Origin of the sequence: Mesonia sp. HuA40 (assembly GCF_008017835.1) — a bacterium.
Taxonomy (GTDB): domain Bacteria; phylum Bacteroidota; class Bacteroidia; order Flavobacteriales; family Flavobacteriaceae; genus Mesonia.
Map to the genome: position 1 here is coordinate 280401 of NZ_VRLT01000059.1, position 19014 is coordinate 299414.

19 protein-coding genes and 1 other RNA gene are annotated in these 19014 nt (G+C 33.5%); 15 read left to right on the top strand and 5 right to left on the bottom strand.

What is annotated here, in order from left to right:
• Positions 1–13 precede the first annotated feature (13 nt).
• From FT993_RS10905 to FT993_RS10925, 5 genes are all read left to right on the top strand, one after another.
• Complete coding sequence (locus FT993_RS10905) at positions 14–1402, top strand: lipopolysaccharide assembly protein LapB (protein WP_147862579.1); 1389 nt, start codon at positions 14–16, stop codon at positions 1400–1402.
• Positions 1403–1439: 37 nt separating this feature from the next.
• Positions 1440–2372 carry a DUF368 domain-containing protein gene (locus FT993_RS10910; RefSeq protein ID WP_147862580.1) on the top strand — a complete coding sequence of 311 codons (933 nt, stop codon included), beginning with the start codon at positions 1440–1442 and terminating at the stop codon, positions 2370–2372.
• On the top strand, positions 2362–3375 hold the full coding sequence (locus tag FT993_RS10915) for a DUF368 domain-containing protein (RefSeq protein WP_147862581.1): 1014 nt from the start codon (positions 2362–2364) through the stop codon (positions 3373–3375). Before FT993_RS10910 ends, FT993_RS10915 begins: the two co-directional genes overlap by 11 nt.
• Positions 3376–3377: 2 nt before the next feature.
• Positions 3378–4106, top strand: a complete 729-nt coding sequence (locus FT993_RS10920; RefSeq protein ID WP_370450897.1) for a shikimate dehydrogenase — start codon at positions 3378–3380, stop codon at positions 4104–4106.
• A 140-nt stretch (positions 4107–4246) separates the two neighbouring features.
• Entirely contained in the window at positions 4247–6229 is a 1983-nt protein-coding gene (locus FT993_RS10925) for a DUF349 domain-containing protein (protein ID WP_147862582.1), read from the top strand.
• Positions 6230–6287: 58 nt separating this feature from the next.
• Here FT993_RS10925 and rocD read toward each other — a convergent pair whose 3' ends face one another.
• Positions 6288–7577: an ornithine--oxo-acid transaminase gene (gene rocD / locus FT993_RS10930; RefSeq protein WP_147862583.1), complete on the bottom strand. Its 1290-nt coding sequence runs from the start codon at positions 7575–7577 to the stop codon at positions 6288–6290.
• Between the two features lie 143 nt (positions 7578–7720).
• Here rocD and rlmD point away from each other — a divergent pair, with 143 nt between their 5' ends.
• The 3 genes from rlmD to FT993_RS10945 are packed head-to-tail and all read left to right on the top strand — an operon-like array spanning position 7721 to position 10306.
• On the top strand, positions 7721–9130 hold the full coding sequence (rlmD, locus tag FT993_RS10935) for a 23S rRNA (uracil(1939)-C(5))-methyltransferase RlmD (RefSeq protein ID WP_147862584.1): 1410 nt from the start codon (positions 7721–7723) through the stop codon (positions 9128–9130).
• Positions 9127–9642 (top strand): DUF6452 family protein, encoded by a 516-nt coding sequence (locus FT993_RS10940; protein WP_147862585.1) that lies wholly within the window; start codon positions 9127–9129, stop codon positions 9640–9642. Before rlmD ends, FT993_RS10940 begins: the two co-directional genes overlap by 4 nt.
• A complete protein-coding gene (locus FT993_RS10945; protein WP_222708311.1) occupies positions 9608–10306 on the top strand; it encodes a DUF6048 family protein in 699 nt (232 codons plus the stop codon). The genes FT993_RS10940 and FT993_RS10945 overlap by 35 nt, the downstream gene beginning before the upstream one ends.
• Positions 10307–10310: 4 nt before the next feature.
• Here the strand turns inward: FT993_RS10945 and kdsB are convergent, their stop codons facing one another.
• Entirely contained in the window at positions 10311–11042 is a 732-nt protein-coding gene (gene kdsB / locus FT993_RS10950) for a 3-deoxy-manno-octulosonate cytidylyltransferase (protein ID WP_147862586.1), read from the bottom strand.
• A 32-nt stretch (positions 11043–11074) separates the two neighbouring features.
• The gene (locus tag FT993_RS10955) at positions 11075–12496 is read right to left on the bottom strand and encodes an ATP-dependent RecD-like DNA helicase (protein WP_147862587.1); all 1422 of its coding nucleotides are present in this window, start codon (positions 12494–12496) and stop codon (positions 11075–11077) included.
• 117 nt (positions 12497–12613) lie between these two features.
• Between FT993_RS10955 and FT993_RS10960 the strand changes: the two genes are divergently transcribed.
• The 3 genes from FT993_RS10960 to FT993_RS10970 are packed head-to-tail and all read left to right on the top strand — an operon-like array spanning position 12614 to position 14592.
• Positions 12614–13261, top strand: a complete 648-nt coding sequence (locus FT993_RS10960; RefSeq protein WP_147862588.1) for a hypothetical protein — start codon at positions 12614–12616, stop codon at positions 13259–13261.
• Positions 13224–14051 carry a DUF3822 family protein gene (locus FT993_RS10965; RefSeq protein WP_147862589.1) on the top strand — a complete coding sequence of 276 codons (828 nt, stop codon included), beginning with the start codon at positions 13224–13226 and terminating at the stop codon, positions 14049–14051. The genes FT993_RS10960 and FT993_RS10965 overlap by 38 nt, the downstream gene beginning before the upstream one ends.
• Positions 14052–14055: 4 nt before the next feature.
• Positions 14056–14592 (top strand): RsmD family RNA methyltransferase, encoded by a 537-nt coding sequence (locus tag FT993_RS10970; RefSeq protein WP_147862590.1) that lies wholly within the window; start codon positions 14056–14058, stop codon positions 14590–14592.
• Here FT993_RS10970 and rnpB read toward each other — a convergent pair.
• Positions 14587–14893, bottom strand: an RNA gene (gene rnpB, locus FT993_RS10975) — RNase P RNA component class A. The genes FT993_RS10970 and rnpB overlap by 6 nt on opposite strands.
• A gap of 119 nt (positions 14894–15012) precedes the next feature.
• Between rnpB and dnaX the strand changes: the two genes are divergently transcribed.
• The 4 genes from dnaX to FT993_RS10990 all read left to right on the top strand — a co-directional run bounded on the left by dnaX (position 15013) and on the right by FT993_RS10990 (position 17926).
• Positions 15013–16098, top strand: coding sequence for a DNA polymerase III subunit gamma/tau (dnaX, locus tag FT993_RS12595; RefSeq protein ID WP_370450898.1), 1086 nt, complete (start codon positions 15013–15015; stop codon positions 16096–16098).
• A 299-nt stretch (positions 16099–16397) separates the two neighbouring features.
• Positions 16398–16733 carry a hypothetical protein gene (locus tag FT993_RS12600; RefSeq protein ID WP_187240806.1) on the top strand — a complete coding sequence of 112 codons (336 nt, stop codon included), beginning with the start codon at positions 16398–16400 and terminating at the stop codon, positions 16731–16733.
• A 1-nt stretch (position 16734) separates the two neighbouring features.
• On the top strand, positions 16735–17316 hold the full coding sequence (locus FT993_RS10985; protein ID WP_147862591.1) for a tRNA-(ms[2]io[6]A)-hydroxylase: 582 nt from the start codon (positions 16735–16737) through the stop codon (positions 17314–17316).
• Entirely contained in the window at positions 17309–17926 is a 618-nt protein-coding gene (locus FT993_RS10990) for a trans-aconitate 2-methyltransferase (protein ID WP_147862592.1), read from the top strand. Before FT993_RS10985 ends, FT993_RS10990 begins: the two co-directional genes overlap by 8 nt.
• Before the next feature lie 168 nt (positions 17927–18094).
• On the opposite strand, the gene FT993_RS10995 is transcribed toward FT993_RS10990, so the two are convergent.
• Positions 18095–19000 (bottom strand): exopolyphosphatase, encoded by a 906-nt coding sequence (locus FT993_RS10995; protein ID WP_147862593.1) that lies wholly within the window; start codon positions 18998–19000, stop codon positions 18095–18097.
• Between the last annotated feature and the right edge of the window lie 14 nt (positions 19001–19014).

Genomic DNA, 19014 nt, shown 5'->3' on the forward strand with positions numbered 1-19014 from the left:
CAAGCTTTGAACTATGTTTTTGAATCATAACGAAGAACCCAATTTCTCTATCAATCGATTTGAATCGATGCTCAAAACAAATGATATTTTGTTTTTTGATTCCATAGAATTTGAAAATATTATTCATCATTATCTTGACTTAGGCAAGCTTTCTTTAGCCAAAAAAGCTATTCGTTTAGGTCTTGACCAGCACCCGCAATCTACGCAACTTTTATTATTTAAAGTAGAGGTTAGCATTATGGAGAATAAGCTGGGTGATGCCAATCAAATATTAAATAAGCTTGAACAAATTGAGCCTTCTAACGAAGAGATTTATATTCAAAAAGCTAATATCTATTCTAAAAGAGACGACCATAAAACCGCTATACAGTTACTAAAAAAAGCCCTTCATTTGTCAAAAGATTTATCAGATGTTCACGCCCTATTAGCTATGGAATATATGTTTGAGGAAGACTTTGATAATGCTAAAATACATTATATGGCTTGCTTAAAAGATGACCCAGAAGATTATGCTTCTTTGCATAATGTAATATATTGTTTTGATGTTTTAGGTGAAAATAAACAAGCCATCGAATTTTTATTAAACTACCTAGATAAAAATCCGTATTGTGAGGTTGCTTGGCATCAATTGGGAAAGGCTTATAATAAAGAAGGTAATTTAAATAAAGCTTTAGAAGCTTTTGATTATGCTTTATTGGCCGATGAATATTTTATGGGTGCTTACTTTGAAAAGGGAAAGGTGCTTGAAAAAATGAATAGAATTCAAGAAGCAATAAGAAATTATCAAATAACCTTAGAGCTAGAAGACCCTTCTGCTTATGCTTATTTACGCATAGGTAAATGTTATGAAAAACTTGAAATTTTAGATGTGGCTTTACATTATTTACAAAAAGCTACTACCGAAGACCCTTTACTAGATAAAGCTTGGCTAGCTATTACTGATTTTTTCTATAAACAAAAAAACTACCGTAAAGCACTATATTTTATAGAAAAAGCAATTGAAATTGATCAAGAAAATGTAAGGTACTGGAAACTTTATGCAAAAATCAATCATAAATTAAATTTTCTAGAAGAAGCAGAAAAAGGTTATAAACAAAGTATAGAACTAGGCAATTACGAATTAGAAACTTGGATTGCTCACGCTAACGTTTTAATTGAAATTGGGGAGGTAGAATCCGCTTTAAGCGTGATGAAAAAGGCAGAAGAGTTTTATCCGGAATCAGAAGAAGTGATTTATAGGTTAGCGGCACTTTACTTTTTAAACAATAAAGGTACTCTAGGCTATAAATACTTGGTAAAAGCGCTTGAAATTAACAAAGAATTTTTAACTGTAATATATCCGCTGTTTAAAACGATATTTGACAGACCTAGTATTCAAGATATTATTAAATCTTACCAATAAGCCATACTAATTTTCCATCGCAGTAAATTATCAAATTATGAGTAGAAATACTAAAGACTACATTAAAATTAGTCTTAAGGGAATCGCTATGGGAATTGCAGATACAATTCCCGGTGTCTCTGGAGGTACAATTGCATTTATCACTGGAATTTATGAAGAACTTGTTTCTAGTATTTCCAATGTTAATTTTAGGCTTTTTCAAGTGTGGCAAACGGAAGGTTTTTGGTCTTTTTGGAAAAAATTAAATGGTGGATTTCTTCTAGCCCTCTTAACAGGAATTTTAATTAGCATTTTTAGCTTTATGCGACTGGCTAATTTTCTTTTAAAAACAGAACCTCTATTGGTATGGTCATTCTTTTTTGGCTTGGTTCTAGCGAGTATAATTTTGGTTGGCAGAGAAATAAATAATTGGCGAGGTGCTACCCTTATAACATTAATTATAGGTGCAGCTATCGCTTACGGAATAACCATTTTACCTCCAGCCACACAGAATTCTAGTTATTGGTATTTGTTTTTGTCTGGCGCTTTTGCTGTTTGTGCAATGATTTTACCAGGTATAAGCGGTGCATTTATTTTAGTATTATTAGGTAGCTATCAAACCATCACGCAGGCAGTTCACGATTTTGATTTTAAACGGATACTAGCGGTAGCCCTAGGGGCTATAATGGGATTGCTAAGTTTTTCAAGAGTACTAAAATGGCTTTTTAAAAATTATAAGAATTTAACCTTGGCCTTGTTAACGGGATTCATTGCAGGATCCTTGAACAAAATTTGGCCCTGGAAAAACACCATAGATTCAATTACCATAAGAGAAAAAACAATTGTTTTAGCAGAACAATCTGTATTGCCAAATAACTTTATCGGAGAGCCAAAAACATGGAGTTGTATTTTGTTAATGCTTCTTGGTTTTTTTAGTATCTTGTTTTTAGAAAGAATAGCCGCTAAAAAACAAACCAAAAATGCAAAATAAGCGAAGTTTTAAAGATAAAGTCTTTCTCGTTTTAAAAGGATTGGCTATGGGTGCAGCTAATAAAGTACCTGGTGTTTCTGGTGGCATTGTTGCCTTTGTAGCAGGATTTTATGAAGAATTTATCTACTCGCTCCAAAAATTTAATCGAAAAGCCCTACTCTTACTCTACAAGAAACGCTATAAAAGTTTTTTAAACTATATAAACGCCTCTTTTCTAGGTCTTTTGGTTCTAGGAATGGTTATCAGTTATTTTTCGGTTTCTAAATTATTAGATTACTTTTTACTTCATTATGAGTTATACGTTTGGTCGGGTTTTTTTGGTATGATAATCGGATCCATTTTTTACATTGCAAAAGATTTTAAAATTAAATCTCTTCGGCATGTGCTCTTTATTACTTTAGGATTATTATTAGGAGGCGGCATTAGTCTTTTAGAACCCGCAACTGAGAATGACAACCTTTGGTTTGTCTTTTTTTGTGGTGTTATTGGGGTTTCGGGAATGACTTTACCAGGTCTTTCTGGGTCATTTATCCTTATATTAGTAGGCAATTATGTACTGCTTTTAGTTGATTCTGTAAATGCGCTTTTTGATACTTTAAAAGATTTTGCATCGCTAGACTTTAGTTTTACTGAAGATCAAAAACGAATGCATTTATTAAAAATATTAACTAGTTTTACTGCAGGATCTGTAGTTGGGTTAGTCACACTCTCGCACCTACTTGGCTATGTACTAAAGCATTATAAAAATATAACTTTTGCTACAATAATAGGGTTTATAACAGGTTCTTTAGGTGTTGTTTGGCCATGGAAAGAAAAAGTCTATAAATTGGATATGCAAGGGCAACGGTTAACAGATGCAAATGGAAATTTTATCATAGATAACTATGACAGATATCTTCCTAATTTTCAAGATACTCAGAATTATATCGCTTTAATTTTTATCCTTTTAGGGATATTATTGGTGTACGGTTTAGGTCTTTACGGAACAAAAACCAAAAAATAAAAATGATGAAAAAATACGGATTAATTGGTAAGAATATAGGGTACTCAAAATCTAAAACTTTTTTTCAGGATAAGTTTATCCAAGAAAATGTTGATGCAACTTATAATAATTTTGAGCTAAATGAAATAAATGAATTGCCCAATTTATTAACAAAAAACAACCTTGACGGATTTAATGTTACCATACCTTTTAAAGAAAGTATTATTCCCTACTTAGATGAATTATCTGATGAAGCCTCTAAAATAAAAGCAGTAAATACCGTTAAAGTAATAGATCATAAAAAAATTGGCTACAACACCGATGCCTTCGGATTTATGAAAGCTTTATTTCCTATATTAGAAAGCAATCATTCGCGAGCTTTAATATTAGGTACAGGAGGTGCATCAAAAGCGGTAGCCTACGCTCTTGAAGCTATGGGGATTGAATATAAGTTTGTAGGTAGAACGCCTAAAGAAGACCAGTTGAATTATGAGGATTTAAATGAAAATGATATTGATGACCATAAACTTATAATTAATGCAACACCACTAGGCACTTATCCAGATATCAAACAATCTCCTAAAATACCCTATGATGCCTTAAGTAAAACTCATCTCTTATACGATTTGGTATACAACCCTACATTAACGGAGTTTCTAGCAAAAGGTAAAATAAGAGGAGCAAAAATTGCTAATGGTCAAGCGATGCTACTGCATCAAGCTAATCGATCTTGGTCTATTTGGCAGGAATAATTTCACCTCTTTTAGATATGCTCATTTCTTAAGCTTTAAGTGATAAACAACCTAAGGTCTTTAAAATTACATTTTTTTTGCAGAAACAAGCCTTTAATAGTATCTTTCCACATTATTTACGAACCTAAACATTGAAAAATATGTCTGATAAAGAAGCAAATCGAAAAAGTACTGAGAATCAAGAAAACATAGAAAATTCTAAAAACTCTCAGCAAAATGTGCAACCATCTGGTAACGATACAGAAGAAGTGGAGAAGCAAATAACTGACGCCCAGACTAACGCCAGTGCTACATCAGACCATAATCCAGAACCAAAACAAGATTCAGATAAAATACATGATGAGTTAGATGAGACTTTGGCCGAAGAGAGTGAAGATGAGGATTTACAAAAACGCCATGAAATTGAAATGAAAGACTATCACGCCATGACTATGAATGAGTTGGTCATGGAGCTGGATGAGCTTTTAAAATCTGAGAAAATTCAAGCAATACGCGACCACGTTCAAGAAATCAAATTAGAATTTGATAGCAAATTTGATGAAGAAATGGAGCAGAAAAAGGAAGATTTCTTAGAAGAAGGCGGTAATATTATAGATTTTCATTATTCAAGTCCTACTAAAAAGCGTTTTAACGAAGTCTACTTTAAATATAAAGAACAGCGCAACAAACATTTTGAAGAATTAAGGAAAAACTTAAATCAAAATCTTAAAGAGCGCTTAGCCATTATCGAAGAGCTAAAAGGAATGATTGGCGACAGTGCCGACATGAATAATAGCTTCGCCAAATTCAAACAATTACAAGAGCGTTGGAAAAAAGCCGGACCAGTACCTAGAGAAGATTATAAAGATATTTGGAGAACTTACCACCACCACGTTGAGGTGTTTTATGATTTTTTACATTTAGACCGTGAGTTTAGAGATTTAGACTTTAAACACAACTTAGATCAAAAGTTAAAAATGATCGCTAGAGCGGAAGAACTTACACAAGAGACTAACATTAATAGAGCTTTTAGAGAGCTACAAATGTTACATAAAATGTGGAAAGAAGAAGTAGGACCGGTTGCCAAAGAATATAGAGAGGATATTTGGGAAAGGTTTAGTGCAGCAACAAAAAAAATTCACGAAAACAGGCAAGCTTATTTTGAAGAACTAGACAAAGGACGCGAGAAGAATCTTGAAAAAAAGAATGAAATAATTGACAATATAAAAAATATTGCCCAAGAAGAAATCGCCTCTCACAAACAAGCGCAAGCCAACATCAAAAAAATTGAATCCTTACGCGAGGAGTTTTTTAAAGCGGGTAAAGTACCCAAGAAAAATGCAGATGAAAGCTGGAAACGCTTTAAGGAAAACGTTAGGGCTTTTAACCGAAAGAAAAATGCTTTTTATAAAAATTTAAAAAAAGAACAATATGAAAATTTGAATAAAAAGCTTGAACTGGTTCAAATAGCCGAAGAAAATAAGGATAATCTAGAGTTTAAGATAACCACTCCCCTAATGAAACGTATTCAAAGTGAGTGGAAAAAAATTGGACACGTCCCAAGAAAAGATAGTGATAAAATATGGAAAAGATTTAAAAAAGCTTGCAACCATTATTTCAATAGACTTCACGAAAAACAAAATGAAGAAAATAAAGATGAAATGCAGGCTTTTGAAAAGAAAAAAGAGTTGCTTGAAAAGGTAAAAAACTTAACTCTTCCTCAAGACCACCAAGAAGCTCTTGTACTTATAAAAGAGCAAATTAACATTTGGAAAGATTTAGGACACGTTCCTTTTAAAATGAAGTACATTGAAGGTAAATTCAATAAAGCCCTAGATCAACTATTTAAACAGTTAGATATCTCAAAACGAGAATCAGAGCTGTTAAAGTATGAAAATAAACTACAATCTTTAGATCACGCTGATAGTGCAGATAAGTTGAGAAAAGAAGAATTTTTTATAAGAAAACGTATCGAAGAAACCGATCAAGAGATTATACAGCTAGAAAATAATATGCAGTTCTTTTCAAATGCAGATGAGAGCAATCCGCTATTTAAAGAGGTTTTAAAAAATATAGAAAGAAAAAAACAAGAGCTAGGTACTTGGGAAGCCAAGTTAAAAAAACTTAGAACTATTGATAACTAGCTGATATAAAAAAGGGTGTTTTAATAACACCCTTTTTTATTCTTTATATTATTACTCATTAAATTTGGCCTTCAAACTTAGACAAGGTTTTGGTAATAATAGCTATACACTCATCCAGTTGTTCTTTGGTAATAACCAAAGGGGGAGCAAAGCGAATAATATTACCGTGTGTAGGCTTTGCCAGCAAACCGTTTTCTTTTAAATCAACACATATATTCCAAGCAGTACTACTTTCTTCTGTGTCGTTAATAACAATTGCATTCAATAAACCTTTACCTCTTACCAAGTTAACTACTTTAGAATTTGCGATATATTTATTCATTTCGGCTCTAAAATAATCTCCGAGCTTGCGTGCATTCTGAATTAAATTTTCATCGTATACCACTTCAAGTGCCGCGATAGCAGTTTCACAAGCCACAGGGTTCCCTCCAAAGGTAGAACCGTGTTGCCCAGGCTGTATTACATCCATAACTTCATTATCGGCTAAAACTGCAGAAACAGGATACACTCCACCCGACAACGCTTTTCCTAAAATTAAAATATCTGGTCTTACATAAGTTTCAGATTGTTGCTCACATTTATTCTGGCAAGTACAATTACCGCAAACAGCTAATAAAGATCCCGTTCTGGCAATACCAGTTTGTATTTCATCGGCGATAAATAATACACCATACTTTTTACATAGTTTTCGCGCTTCACTTAGATAGTCTTCGCTTGGAACAAATACCCCAGCTTCACCTTGTATAGGCTCGACCAAAAAACCGGCTACGTTCGGTGTATTTTTTAGTGCCTCTTCCAGTTGTTCCAAATTATCATAACCCACCTTTAAAAAACCAGGCGTGTAAGGCCCAAAGTTCTTTCGTGCACCCTCGTCATTACTAAAAGAAATTACAGTTGTTGTTCTACCGTGAAAATTATTTTCAGCTACAATTATTTGCGCCTCATTTTCATGAATCCCTTTCTTTTCGTAAGCCCACTTTCTACAAATTTTAATAGCAGTTTCAACCGCTTCTGCACCTGTATTCATTGGGAGTAACTTATCAAAACCAAAATATTCGGTTGCAAATTTCTCATATTTACCAAGTACATCATTATGAAATGCACGTGAGGTAAGCGTCAAAGTTTCAGCTTGTTTAGTCATAGCCCCAATAATTTTTGGATGACAATGACCTTGATTCACCGCTGAATAGGCCGATAAAAAATCATAATATTTTTTATCTTCTACATCCCACATAAAAACTCCTTCACCTTTCTTTAATACGGCAGGTAATGGATGATAATTATGGGCACCGTGTTTTTCTTCTAACTCAATTGCTTGTTGAGATGATTTAATTGTTACAACTGACATGCTTTTTTCTTTTTTCTTTCTTAAACTTAATTTGATTCCTGCTTATTGGGGAGAAATCACCCATTTTTTTGATATGTTTGCAAAATACTAAATGTTTAGGATAATCTAAACCTCTTCATCACAAAACTTAGTATTTTTGAGCTATGGCAAGAAGAAATAAAAACAAGATATTTGAAAATGTAACAGTTACCGAGGCAGGAGCAAAAGGGAAAGCAGTTGCAAAAGCACCCGATGGTAAAGTTATTTTTATAGATAATGCCGTTCCCGGCGATATCGCTACAGTGCAAACTTTCAAGAAAAGAAAAGCTTATTATTTCGCCAAAGCAACGGAATTCGCAAAATTATCTGACAGAAGAACCGAACCAGAGTGTCAACATTTTGGTACTTGCGGAGGTTGTAAGTGGCAACATATGAATTATGAATCTCAATTACATTTCAAAGAAAAAGAGGTGTTCAATCAGCTTACCCGCATTGGCAAAGTAGAACCATTAGAGATTATTCCCATTTTAGGGAGCCAAAAAAAATATTTTTATCGAAATAAAATGGAGTTTTCATTTAGCGACAGCCGTTGGTTGACCTTGGATGAAATAAATAGCGAAAAAGAAATTCAAGACAGGAATGCGCTTGGTTTTCATATTCCTGGCATGTGGGATAAAATTCTAGATATTAAAAAATGTCACCTTCAACAAGACCCTAGCAACGCTATAAGGAATGGGGTGAAAAGTTTTGCCAGTGAGCAGGGCGTCAGCTTTTTCAATCCGCGCAAGCAAGAGGGTCTTTTACGCACTTTAATGATAAGGACCTCCTCTACAGGTGAAGTGATGGTTTTGGTACAATTCTATTATAGAGATGAAGAGAAAATAAATCTAATTTTAAATTATTTAAAAAATAATTTTCCAGAAATCACATCGCTTTTATACGTCATTAATGAAAAAGGAAATGACACTATTTATGATCAAGAGGTTTTGTGCTTTGCTGGTCGCGATTATATTATCGAGGCAATGGAAGGCTTGCAGTTTAAGATTACAGCAAAATCTTTTTACCAAACCAACTCTGCTCAAGCCTATGAACTCTATAAAATAACGCGTAATTTTGCTGAGTTAACGGGAAATGAATTGGTTTATGATTTATATACCGGTACGGGTACTATTGCACAGTTTGTTGCTAAAGAAGCTAAAAAAGTTGTTGGCGTTGAAGTGGTTCCCGAAGCCATCGAAGATGCCAAGGCGAATGCCAAAAATAACAATATAAAAAATACCAATTTTTTTGTAGGCGATATGCGTAAAGTCTTTACAAAAGACTTTATTGCACAAAATGGAACACCCGATGTTATAATTACCGATCCGCCTAGAGAGGGTATGCATAAAGATGTGGTTGAGCAAATTATTAATATAAAACCCCAGCGTATTGTATATGTAAGCTGTAATGCGGCCACTCAAGCTCGAGATTTACAAATGTTAGATGCCTTATACCAAGTTACAAAAACACAAGCCGTAGATATGTTTCCTCAAACCCATCACGTTGAAAACGTTGTACAACTTGAATTGCGATGAGAAATAGATCAATTATAGGTATTTTATTATTGGTGATAATCAGTTTTTACGGATGTCAAAAAGATGATATTTGCTCCGGGGCTACCCCTACTACACCTTTATTAGTCATTAAGTTTTTAGACATCGAAAACCCTATTGAAGCCAAAACAGTTAATCGGCTTCAAGTTTATGACCAATTAAATTTCAACCCTTTATTTGATGCACCTGTTACTGATTCTATCGTAAAAATTCCACTTCAAACCGGGCAAAACAATACCAAATTTATTTTTAAAAAAGATATTCCGGCCAATCCCGAGGGGATTGACAACGCTAATGCTGATAGCTTACAATTCACCTACGCGCCAGTAGAAGAATATGTGAATAGAGCTTGCGGTTTTAAAGTAGTCTTTTATGAATTAGAAGCATTTTTAACCCAAGAAAATCAAGATGAAAACTGGATTAAAAATATTGAAGTTATACAACCCAATAACATTCTAAATGAACAAGAAACTCACCTTTATATTTATCATTAATATTTGTTTTTGTAGCTTGTTAGGTTTTGCACAACAAACTGACTCTCTTACCACTAGCAAAACACAAGACAAATTTGGTATACGTGTTGGATTAGATCTAGCAAAAATAACCCGAAGTTTTTTAGATGATGACTATGAAGGGGTCGAAATTACCACTGATTATAGAATTGGCAAAAAATTATTTTTGGCTGGGGAAATAGGAAATGAAAAAAAGGTTTACGACGAGGATTACCTATACGGAAATACACAAGGCCAGTATATTAAATTAGGTGTAAATTATAATGCCTATGAGAACTGGGGTAATATGCAAAATGAAATTTATGCCGGCTTTAGGTATGGCTATGCCAATTTTACTCAGCAATTAGATGCTTTTGAAATTTACAATACAGATTTATTTTTTCCAAGAGACCTAAGAACAGTAAATCGTGAATTTAAAAATCTCTCTGCTCATTGGGTTGAAATACAGGGTGGCGCAAAAGCCGAAATTTTAAACAATTTATTTCTTGGCATACATCTTCAATTAAAAGTATTGCTAAACCAAAAAGAACCAGATGGTTTTGGAAATCTCTATATTCCAGGTTTTCATCGCGTTAACGCCAATAGTTCTATAGGGGTTGGTTACGGTTATTCTTTAAGCTACCTTATCCCTATAACTAAAAAGTAAAAAATTAGTTAGCCCATTTTTTTCTTGCCTTTTCGAGATCTTCTGGTATATCAATACCAATTACAGGTTTATCGGTAATTACCATTTTTATAGTTTTACCATATTCTAAATAACGAAGACATTCAATTTTCTCCGCGGCTTCTAAATCGAGCATAGGTAGCTTGGCAAAGTCTAGTAATGCTTGTTTTCTAAAAGCATAAATCCCTATATGTTTGTAATGTGTAATCTTTTTATCCTCATCTCTAACAAAAGGGATTACAGATCTTGAAAAATAAAGCGCTTTTTGTTCTCTGTCTACAATCACTTTAACATTGTTAGGATTTTCAATATCCTGTTTATCGTGCAGCGGAGTCATTAAAGAAGCTAAATCTACCTGTTGTCTCGAATCATTTTTAAATACTTCAAGAAGCGCCGCCAGTATAGAAGAAGAGGTAAAAGGCTCATCTCCTTGTACATTCACTACTATATCGGCATCAATATGAGCAACGGCCTCGGCAATTCTGTCGCTTCCGCAGGCATGCTCTTTAATACTCTTAAACGCTTTACCTCCATTAGTTATAATCTCGTTAAATATTATATCGCTATCGGTAACCACAATCACATCATCAAAAAGATTGGTATTACAAGTGGCTTGGTAGGTACGTAAAATAACACTAGCCCCACAAAGATCTTGCATTAATTTACCTGGAAAACGACTGGCGTCGTAGCGCGCCGGAATCATCGCTATTACTTTCATACTTTAACTATTTTTGGCGAAATTTACGCTTTTTAATCCGTAAAGAAACTATTTTTAAAGCCAATAAGATAAACTTGCTTTTTGGCACGCGTACAAGCGGTGTATAGCCATCTTAAGTATTCCTTATCTACTTCATCCCTTACAAAAGGTTGTTCTATAAAAACAGTATCCCACTGTCCTCCTTGTGCTTTATGGCAAGTCATAGCATAACTAAATTTTACTTGTAAAGCATTGAAATAGGGGTTGTTTTTAACCTTAAGAAATTTCTTGTATTTTGTAGATTCATCGGCATAATCTTTCATCACTTCATTATACAATGTATTGGCCTGCCCGTAGGGTAAAGAAGCTGCATTAATTTGCAAAGTATCTAACATAATAACCGTTTCAAATGGCTTCATTTTAGGGTAGTCAACCATTTGCACCTTAACTTCGGCAAATCTAAAACCATACAATTCTTTCACGGCAAAAATCTCGAGAATTTCAATGATATCACCATTGGCAATAAAGCCTGCTTCAGAATTAGGTTTAAGCCAGAAGTAGTTATTTTTTACCACCATTAAAAAATCTCCTGCAGCAATTTCGCTTTCGCGGAATAAAATTCGAGATCGAATTTGTTCGTTGTAAATATTGGCTCTTTTATTAGACATAACTACGATGGCAGTTTCTTCATGCCCCTTGTTATCATATGAGGCGTTAATAGCATCCATAATCTCATAACCATCTACAAGGCGAATAAAATCTTTTCCTGTTTTATTAAACTGGAAATTAGCGAAATCACCATCTTTTATTTGCTCTCGTAAAGCGGTTGCATTCTCAAGAATAAGAGACAGTTCTTCTTGGCGCATCACTTGAGTCAATTCTATTTCGTCTACCGTTTTATGGTACTGTCTAGAGAGTGTTTCGGCATCTAATGCCGGACTAAGGTTATGATGTACTGGCGGAAGCTGTGCGGTATCTCCAATAAATAGGAGCTTACAATTTTGACCATTATAAACATATTCAATTAAATCATCAAGCAGTGAAGCATCTAATAGACCCGTATTACTTAATGTTGAATCAGATATCATACTGGCTTCATCTACAATAAAAACCGCGTTCTTATGCTTATTTTTTTGTAATGTAAAACTTATTTTACCTCCACTCGATTTTTTAGGGTAATAAATTTTACGATGAATGGTTTGTGCTGGGTAATTTGAATAATTACCCATAACCTTGGCCGCTCTTCCCGTTGGGGCCATAAGGATAGGAGTAGCATTGATATGCCATAAGCTTTTGACTATAGTACCAATTAAACTTGTTTTTCCTGTACCTGCATACCCCTTTAGCACAAACATTAATTCATTATCTTTAGAAACAAGAAAATGGCTTAATTTTTGGAGGGCGCTTTCTTGTTTTAAATTAGGGGAATGAGAAAAAGATTTAATTAGAAGTTTAAAAAATTCTGGGGCTGTCATAAATGAGGCTTAAATTTTCAAAGATAAAAAACGCATTTTTAACCAATGAAACTTTTGCGAACAAAAAAAAATTGTAGATTTGTGCACATACACGTTTAGTAAATAAAAAGAAATCATATGAAACTTGTTATTCAATTAATTTTATGGGTGGTAATTGGGTTTTTAGGTTACCTAACCTTTAATTCAATTTATGACCCCATTCAGTTTAACAAAATTAAAGAAAAGCGTTATCAACAGGTAATTAATAAATTAAAAGATATTCGAGAAGCACAATTGGCACATAAACAAGTTACTGGTGTTTTCTCTGATGATTTTGATGGGTTGGTAAAATTTATAGACACCGCAAAATTTACAGTAACTCAGCGTAGAGACACTACCGTTCTAGATGAAGAGTACAAAAAAACATATGGTGTAGACCAGTATAAAAGTATTACGCTTATAGATACTTTAGGTTATGTACCGGTTAAAGATTCTTTGTTTAAGCAAAAAGATTACAAGAATTTAAAATATGTACCCACCACCGATAATTCTGTAACATTTGAAATTGAGGCGGGGAAAATAAAGAAAAGAAATGCTATTATTCCGGTATTTGAGGTGAAAGTAGCTAAAGATAAAATTTTAGCCGATCAAGATCCTGATTTAGTAATGCAGGAAAAGCAAGTGATTTCTGTAGATGGTGTAAACGGTGAATACCTTAAGATTGGTTCAATGACTGAAGTTAATACCAATGGAAACTGGCCAAAAGTATACGGATCTAGTGAATAATACACCTACTAAAATAAATTATAGTTTATCCATCTTGATTGCTCAAGATGGATTTTCTTTTTTTGTGAAAGATCAAAATGGTATTCTTTTTCAAAAAGAGAAATGGTCAACAAACAGCTTAAGTATAGCAGAAATACTAAAACTTCTCGAGCAGGAATTCCTTCCTCAAATAAAAGATTTCAGAGAAGCTATTAAACAACTCAAGGTGACTTACGCTAACAGACTTTTTACTGTAGTCCCTACCCCCTACTATACCAAATTAAGCGCCGCTCAATATTTACAATATAATATTAAAATTCTAGCTACAGACGAGGTATATTCAGATACTATTAAACCTCTAGATCTAAGTTTAATTTTTATACCCTTTACAGCAATTAACAACTTTTTTATAGAAAATTTTGGCGATTTCAACTTTAATCATCTGGCCTCAAATATAATAGAAAAAACACACGAGATAGCAAAAAAAAATATAGCGCAAGATTTCACTACAACAGTTACTGCTTTTACAGATTATTTTTTTCTGTGCATATATCAGGGAGATAAATTAAAATTGTGTAATGTGTACCCTTATATTTCAAATGAAGACTTTTTGTACTATACGCTTTTTGTATTTGAACAATTGAGTATCTCACCACAAGAAATTCCATTGCAATTCTTATCTCCTCTTAACCAAGAAAGTGCTTTATACAAATTAATGTATAAATATTTTGTAAACGTTAAAATACAAAAAGAAATAACAGATACTAAAAATCTAGAAACAAAACAGAGCTTCATTCATTTATATTCATAAAGTTATGAGAATCATTTCAGGAAAGTTTAAAAGTAAACGCATAATAGCTCCTAAGAAATTGCCTATTCGGCCAACAACCGATATCGCCAAGGAAGGCCTGTTTAATATTTTAAATAATACTTATAATTTTACAGAATTAATCGTACTGGATTTATTTGCTGGTTCTGGTAATATTTGCTACGAATTTGCTTCAAGAGGTTGCACTGAAATCACGGCAGTTGACAAGCACTATAATTGCATAAAATTTATAAATGAAACCAGCGCATCTTTAGGAATTCAAATTAATACTATAAAAAAAGATGTTTACACCTATTTAAAAATCGCTAATCAAACTTTTGATTTAATTTTTGCAGACCCTCCTTACGATTTTACCACAGACCAATTTGAAGAACTTGTACAGTTAGTATTTAACCAACAACACCTTAAAGACGAAGGAATACTTATAATAGAGCATCCAAAAACCACGCCTTTATCAAGTTTAGCCAATTTCATAGACGAACGGCGCTATGGCGGATCTGTTTTTAGTTTTTTTAAAAAATAAAGTAGGCCTATAAGCCGGATTCTGTTTTTCTAAAAAGAAAATCTTATCATTTATCTGGAGTTTTTGTTACCAAAAACCTCTAGCTGTCTACCCTCCAACAATGACCGAGCAAGTCTTAAAGTCGGTTTACATGACATTGCACCGTATAGAGTTTACCTGATTTCACTACAGCATAACCTGTACATTCTTTCTGTTGCACTTGTCCTAATTTCACAATTGATGGCCGTTAACCATTATACTGCTCTGTGGTGTCCGGACTTTCCTCTTTTAATAAATTAAAAGCGATAAGACGGCCTACTTTTTTGCAAAGATAATATTTAATTTAAAAGCTAACCTAGACAGCTCAAATTTACTTTTTATGCTTCTAAATTTAAGTCATTTTGAGAAAGCATAATTTTAAAATAATCTGCTATATTTGCGATGATGGAACATTTTATAGTATCAGCAAGAAAATATAGACCAGAATCTTTTGAGGATGTGGTAGGTCAGCGCGCAATTACCAATACATTGCAAAACGCGATTAATAACAACCATTTAGCTCAAGCACTTCTTTTTACAGGGCCTCGAGGTGTTGGTAAAACTACTTGTGCTCGAATTTTAGCAAAGAAAATCAATCAACAAGCGCAAAACGAAATAGAGCAAGATTTTGCATTTAACATTTTTGAACTTGATGCGGCTTCAAACAACTCTGTTGATGATATTCGTTCTCTAACCGATCAAGTACGCATTCCCCCTCAAACGGGAAAGTATAAGGTTTATATTATTGATGAGGTACATATGCTTTCTACTAGTGCTTTTAATGCGTTTTTAAAAACTTTAGAAGAACCTCCAAACCACGCCATTTTTATTTTAGCGACTACCGAAAAACATAAAATTATTCCAACAATTTTATCGCGCTGTCAAATATTCGATTTTAAGCGAATAAGTGTTTTAGATGCTAAAAATCATTTGGCTAAAATAGCTCAACAAGAAGGAATACAGGCCGAAGATGATGCTTTACACATAATTGCCCAAAAAGCAGATGGGGCCATGCGCGATGCACTTTCAATATATGATAGGGTTGTTAGTTTTAGTGGTTCAAATTTGACTAGGCAAGCTGTGGCCGAAAATTTAAACGTTTTAGACTATGATGTTTATTTTGAGGCAACCACGCACATCCTTAACCAAAATATACCGCAACTTCTTTTGCAATTTAATTCGGTGCTAGCTAAGGGCTTTGACGGTCAACATTATATTGCAGGTTTAGCTGCCCATTTTAGAGATTTATTTATTTGTAAAGAACAAAGCACAATTGCACTTTTAGAAGTAGGGGAGCAAATTAAAAAGAAATATTTTGAACAAGCCCAACTAGCGAACACTGATTTTTTAAAAGAAGCAATTGAATTAGCAAATTCCTGTGATCTCAAGTATAAGGGAGCGCAGAACCAGAGACTTTTGGTAGAATTATGCTTAATGCAACTCGCTTCGATTACAGAAGGTAAAAAAAAAACGCTGAACCCTACATAATTCCTGCCAGTAACTTTGTTTCGGTTAAAAAAGAACAAAAACAGGTTATTGAAACACAAGAACACGTCCACGCTAAAGTTGATAATGTAAAAGATCAAAAAACACCTTACAAGCAAGATCACAACCCACCACCCGCTTCTAACTTAAATAAAGTTAATAGCAAAACTAAACCAAAATCCGTTTCTGGTTTATCTTTAAAGAGTATCGACAAGAAAAAGGAACTGAAGCAGAAAAAACTGCAACGAGAAGAAAACCAGCCCAAAAAATTAAATGAAAGTTTTACGGAGAGCGAAGCCCTATTGGCATGGGATGAATATGTTCTAAAATTAAAAAAGAAAGGGGAAAAAATTCTAGCCTCAATTCTAGAAACCGATAGGCCTAGTCTTAAAGATAAAACCTTACATATCACACTTCCCAACAGTACAATGAAGGTTGAACTAGAAAGAGCACAAGGACCGCTAATTAGTTATATTCGTAATCAGGTAAAAAACTCGTTTGTAGATTTATCAATTGCGGTTAATGAAGAGGTCGCCAAAAAATATGCATTCACAAGCCGTGAAAAATTTGACAAATTAGTGCAAAAGAATTCCAACCTAGAAAAACTAAGAAAATTGTTTGATTTAGATATAAAATAATATGTTAGGACTTAAATTACCAACAGACCCAAGATGGGTGAATATAGCCGAAAAAAATATAGAGGAAATTTTAATAGATCATGCATTTTGCGAGCAAAAAGCAGCGTCTACGGCTATTTCATTAATTGTTAGTTTTCCTGAATATAAAGATTTAGTTAAAGAAATGATAAGTCTAGTTCAAGAAGAAATGAGTCATTTTAAAATGGTTCACGATCTTATTTTAGAACGAGGTTTCGCTTTAGGAAGAGATCGAAAGGACGAATATGTTATAGAATTACTTAAATTTTTCCCAAAGGGAGGAAGCCGAATAAACCAAATGGTACATCGTTTGCTTTATGCTGCACTAATAGAAGCTAGAAGTTGTGAAAGATTCAAGTTACTATCTGAGCAATTAAAAGATAAAGATTTGCGCTTATTCTATAAAAAATTAATGATTAGTGAAGCTAACCACTATACTATGTTTTTAAAATTTGCCAGAAAATATGGTGATTTAGAAACCGTAAATAAAAAGTGGAACGAACTTTTGGAGTATGAAGCAGAAATAATGAAAAAACTTGGTAAAACACATAGCATTCATGGATAACAAAATGCAACAACATTGGGAAGACGTCTATAAAAACAAACCCTTGAATACCGTTAGTTGGTACCAGCCCAATGTAGATACTTTTAAAAAGGTAGCTCAGCGTGTAAAGTTGAATGCAAATTCGGTCATAATTGACATAGGAGGCGGCGATAGTTTTGTTGCCGATTTTCTTATTGAAAATGGGTTTAAAAATGCAAATGTTCTCGACATATCCAAAAAGGCGATTGAAAGAGCGAAAAAAAGATTAAATGCAAATGCTAATAAAATCAATTGGATAATTAGCGATATAACAAATTTTGAAACATCAAATAGATTTGATTTGTGGTATGATCGGGCAGCTTTTCATTTTCTTAACGACGAAAATCAAATTGATGAATATGCTAAACGAGCTGCTGAGTATGTAGCTGAGAATGGCTATCTGGCCATTGCTAGCTTTAGTAAAAATGGTCCAGAAAAATGTAGTGGCTTACCGGTTAAACAACATAACCAAGACTCTTTAAAAAAAATTTTTGGAAACAACTTTAAGCTTATTGATTTTTTTGAAGAAGATCATCAAACACCCAGCCAAAAAAACCAAAATTTCACTATATGTATTTTTCAAAAAAAATAAAATCAGAATGACTAAAAAAACCTCGCTGTTATTATTACTGTTTTGCCTCTTTCTTTTCGTAGCGAATTTATTCACTTGGCATATAGAAGGATTCTATTTTAGAGGATTTGGTTTATTAATGATGCTGACTATTTTTTATTTGCGTTTTAGGAAAATACCTCCTAAAGATTAAAATATAGTTTGTTGCTGTTCTTCATTGTACATATATTTAATAATACCATCGGCTAAACCAATTTTAGGCACATAAACTTTACGTGCCCTACTCCATTTCATAGTAGACAAATAAATTTTAGTCGCTGGTATTATCACATCGGCACGATCTTCGTTCTGATTAAGCTTAACAATTCGCTCTTCATAGGTTAAGGAGGTTAGCAGTTGATAATAAGAACTTAAATAAAAGTAACTCAAAGGTTTGCCTATTTTTTTACCACTGCTCTTAAATATATTGTTGATATTACCTCCAGAACCAATTAAGGAAATCTTTGTATATCCTTTCGTTACATTCTGTATCCATAATTTCATTTCATTCCACAAACTTTCTTCAACTCTGTCATTGAGTAAACGCACTGTTCCTATTTTAAAAGATTTTGAAGCCAATTTTTCTCCTTCCGTAAAGAAACTGAGCTCGGTGCTTCCTCCGCCTACGTCGACATACAAGTAGTTTTTATCATTTTGAATTAGATTTCTCAAGTCTGTAGTGGCAATCATGGCAGCCTCGTGGTCACCATCTATAATTTCGATATCTATACCTGTTTCGGCTTTAATATCTTGTGCCAATTCTTGGCCGTTTTCTGCATCACGCATCGCCGAAGTAGCACAAGCTTTGTATTGAATAACTTTATGAGATTTCATTAATAATGAAAAGGCTTGCATGGTGTCACGCATTCTCTTTTTATTTGACTCTGAAACTTTTCCCTTTAAAAAAACATCTTCACCCAAACGAATAGGAACCCGAACCAATGAAGTTTTTTTAAAGATCGGGGGTTGTTCGTGGGGTTCAGTTATGGTTGCAATAAGCAAACGTACTGCATTTGATCCAATGTCTATTGCGGCGTATTTCTTTATGCTAAGCATAACAATGTAGTTTT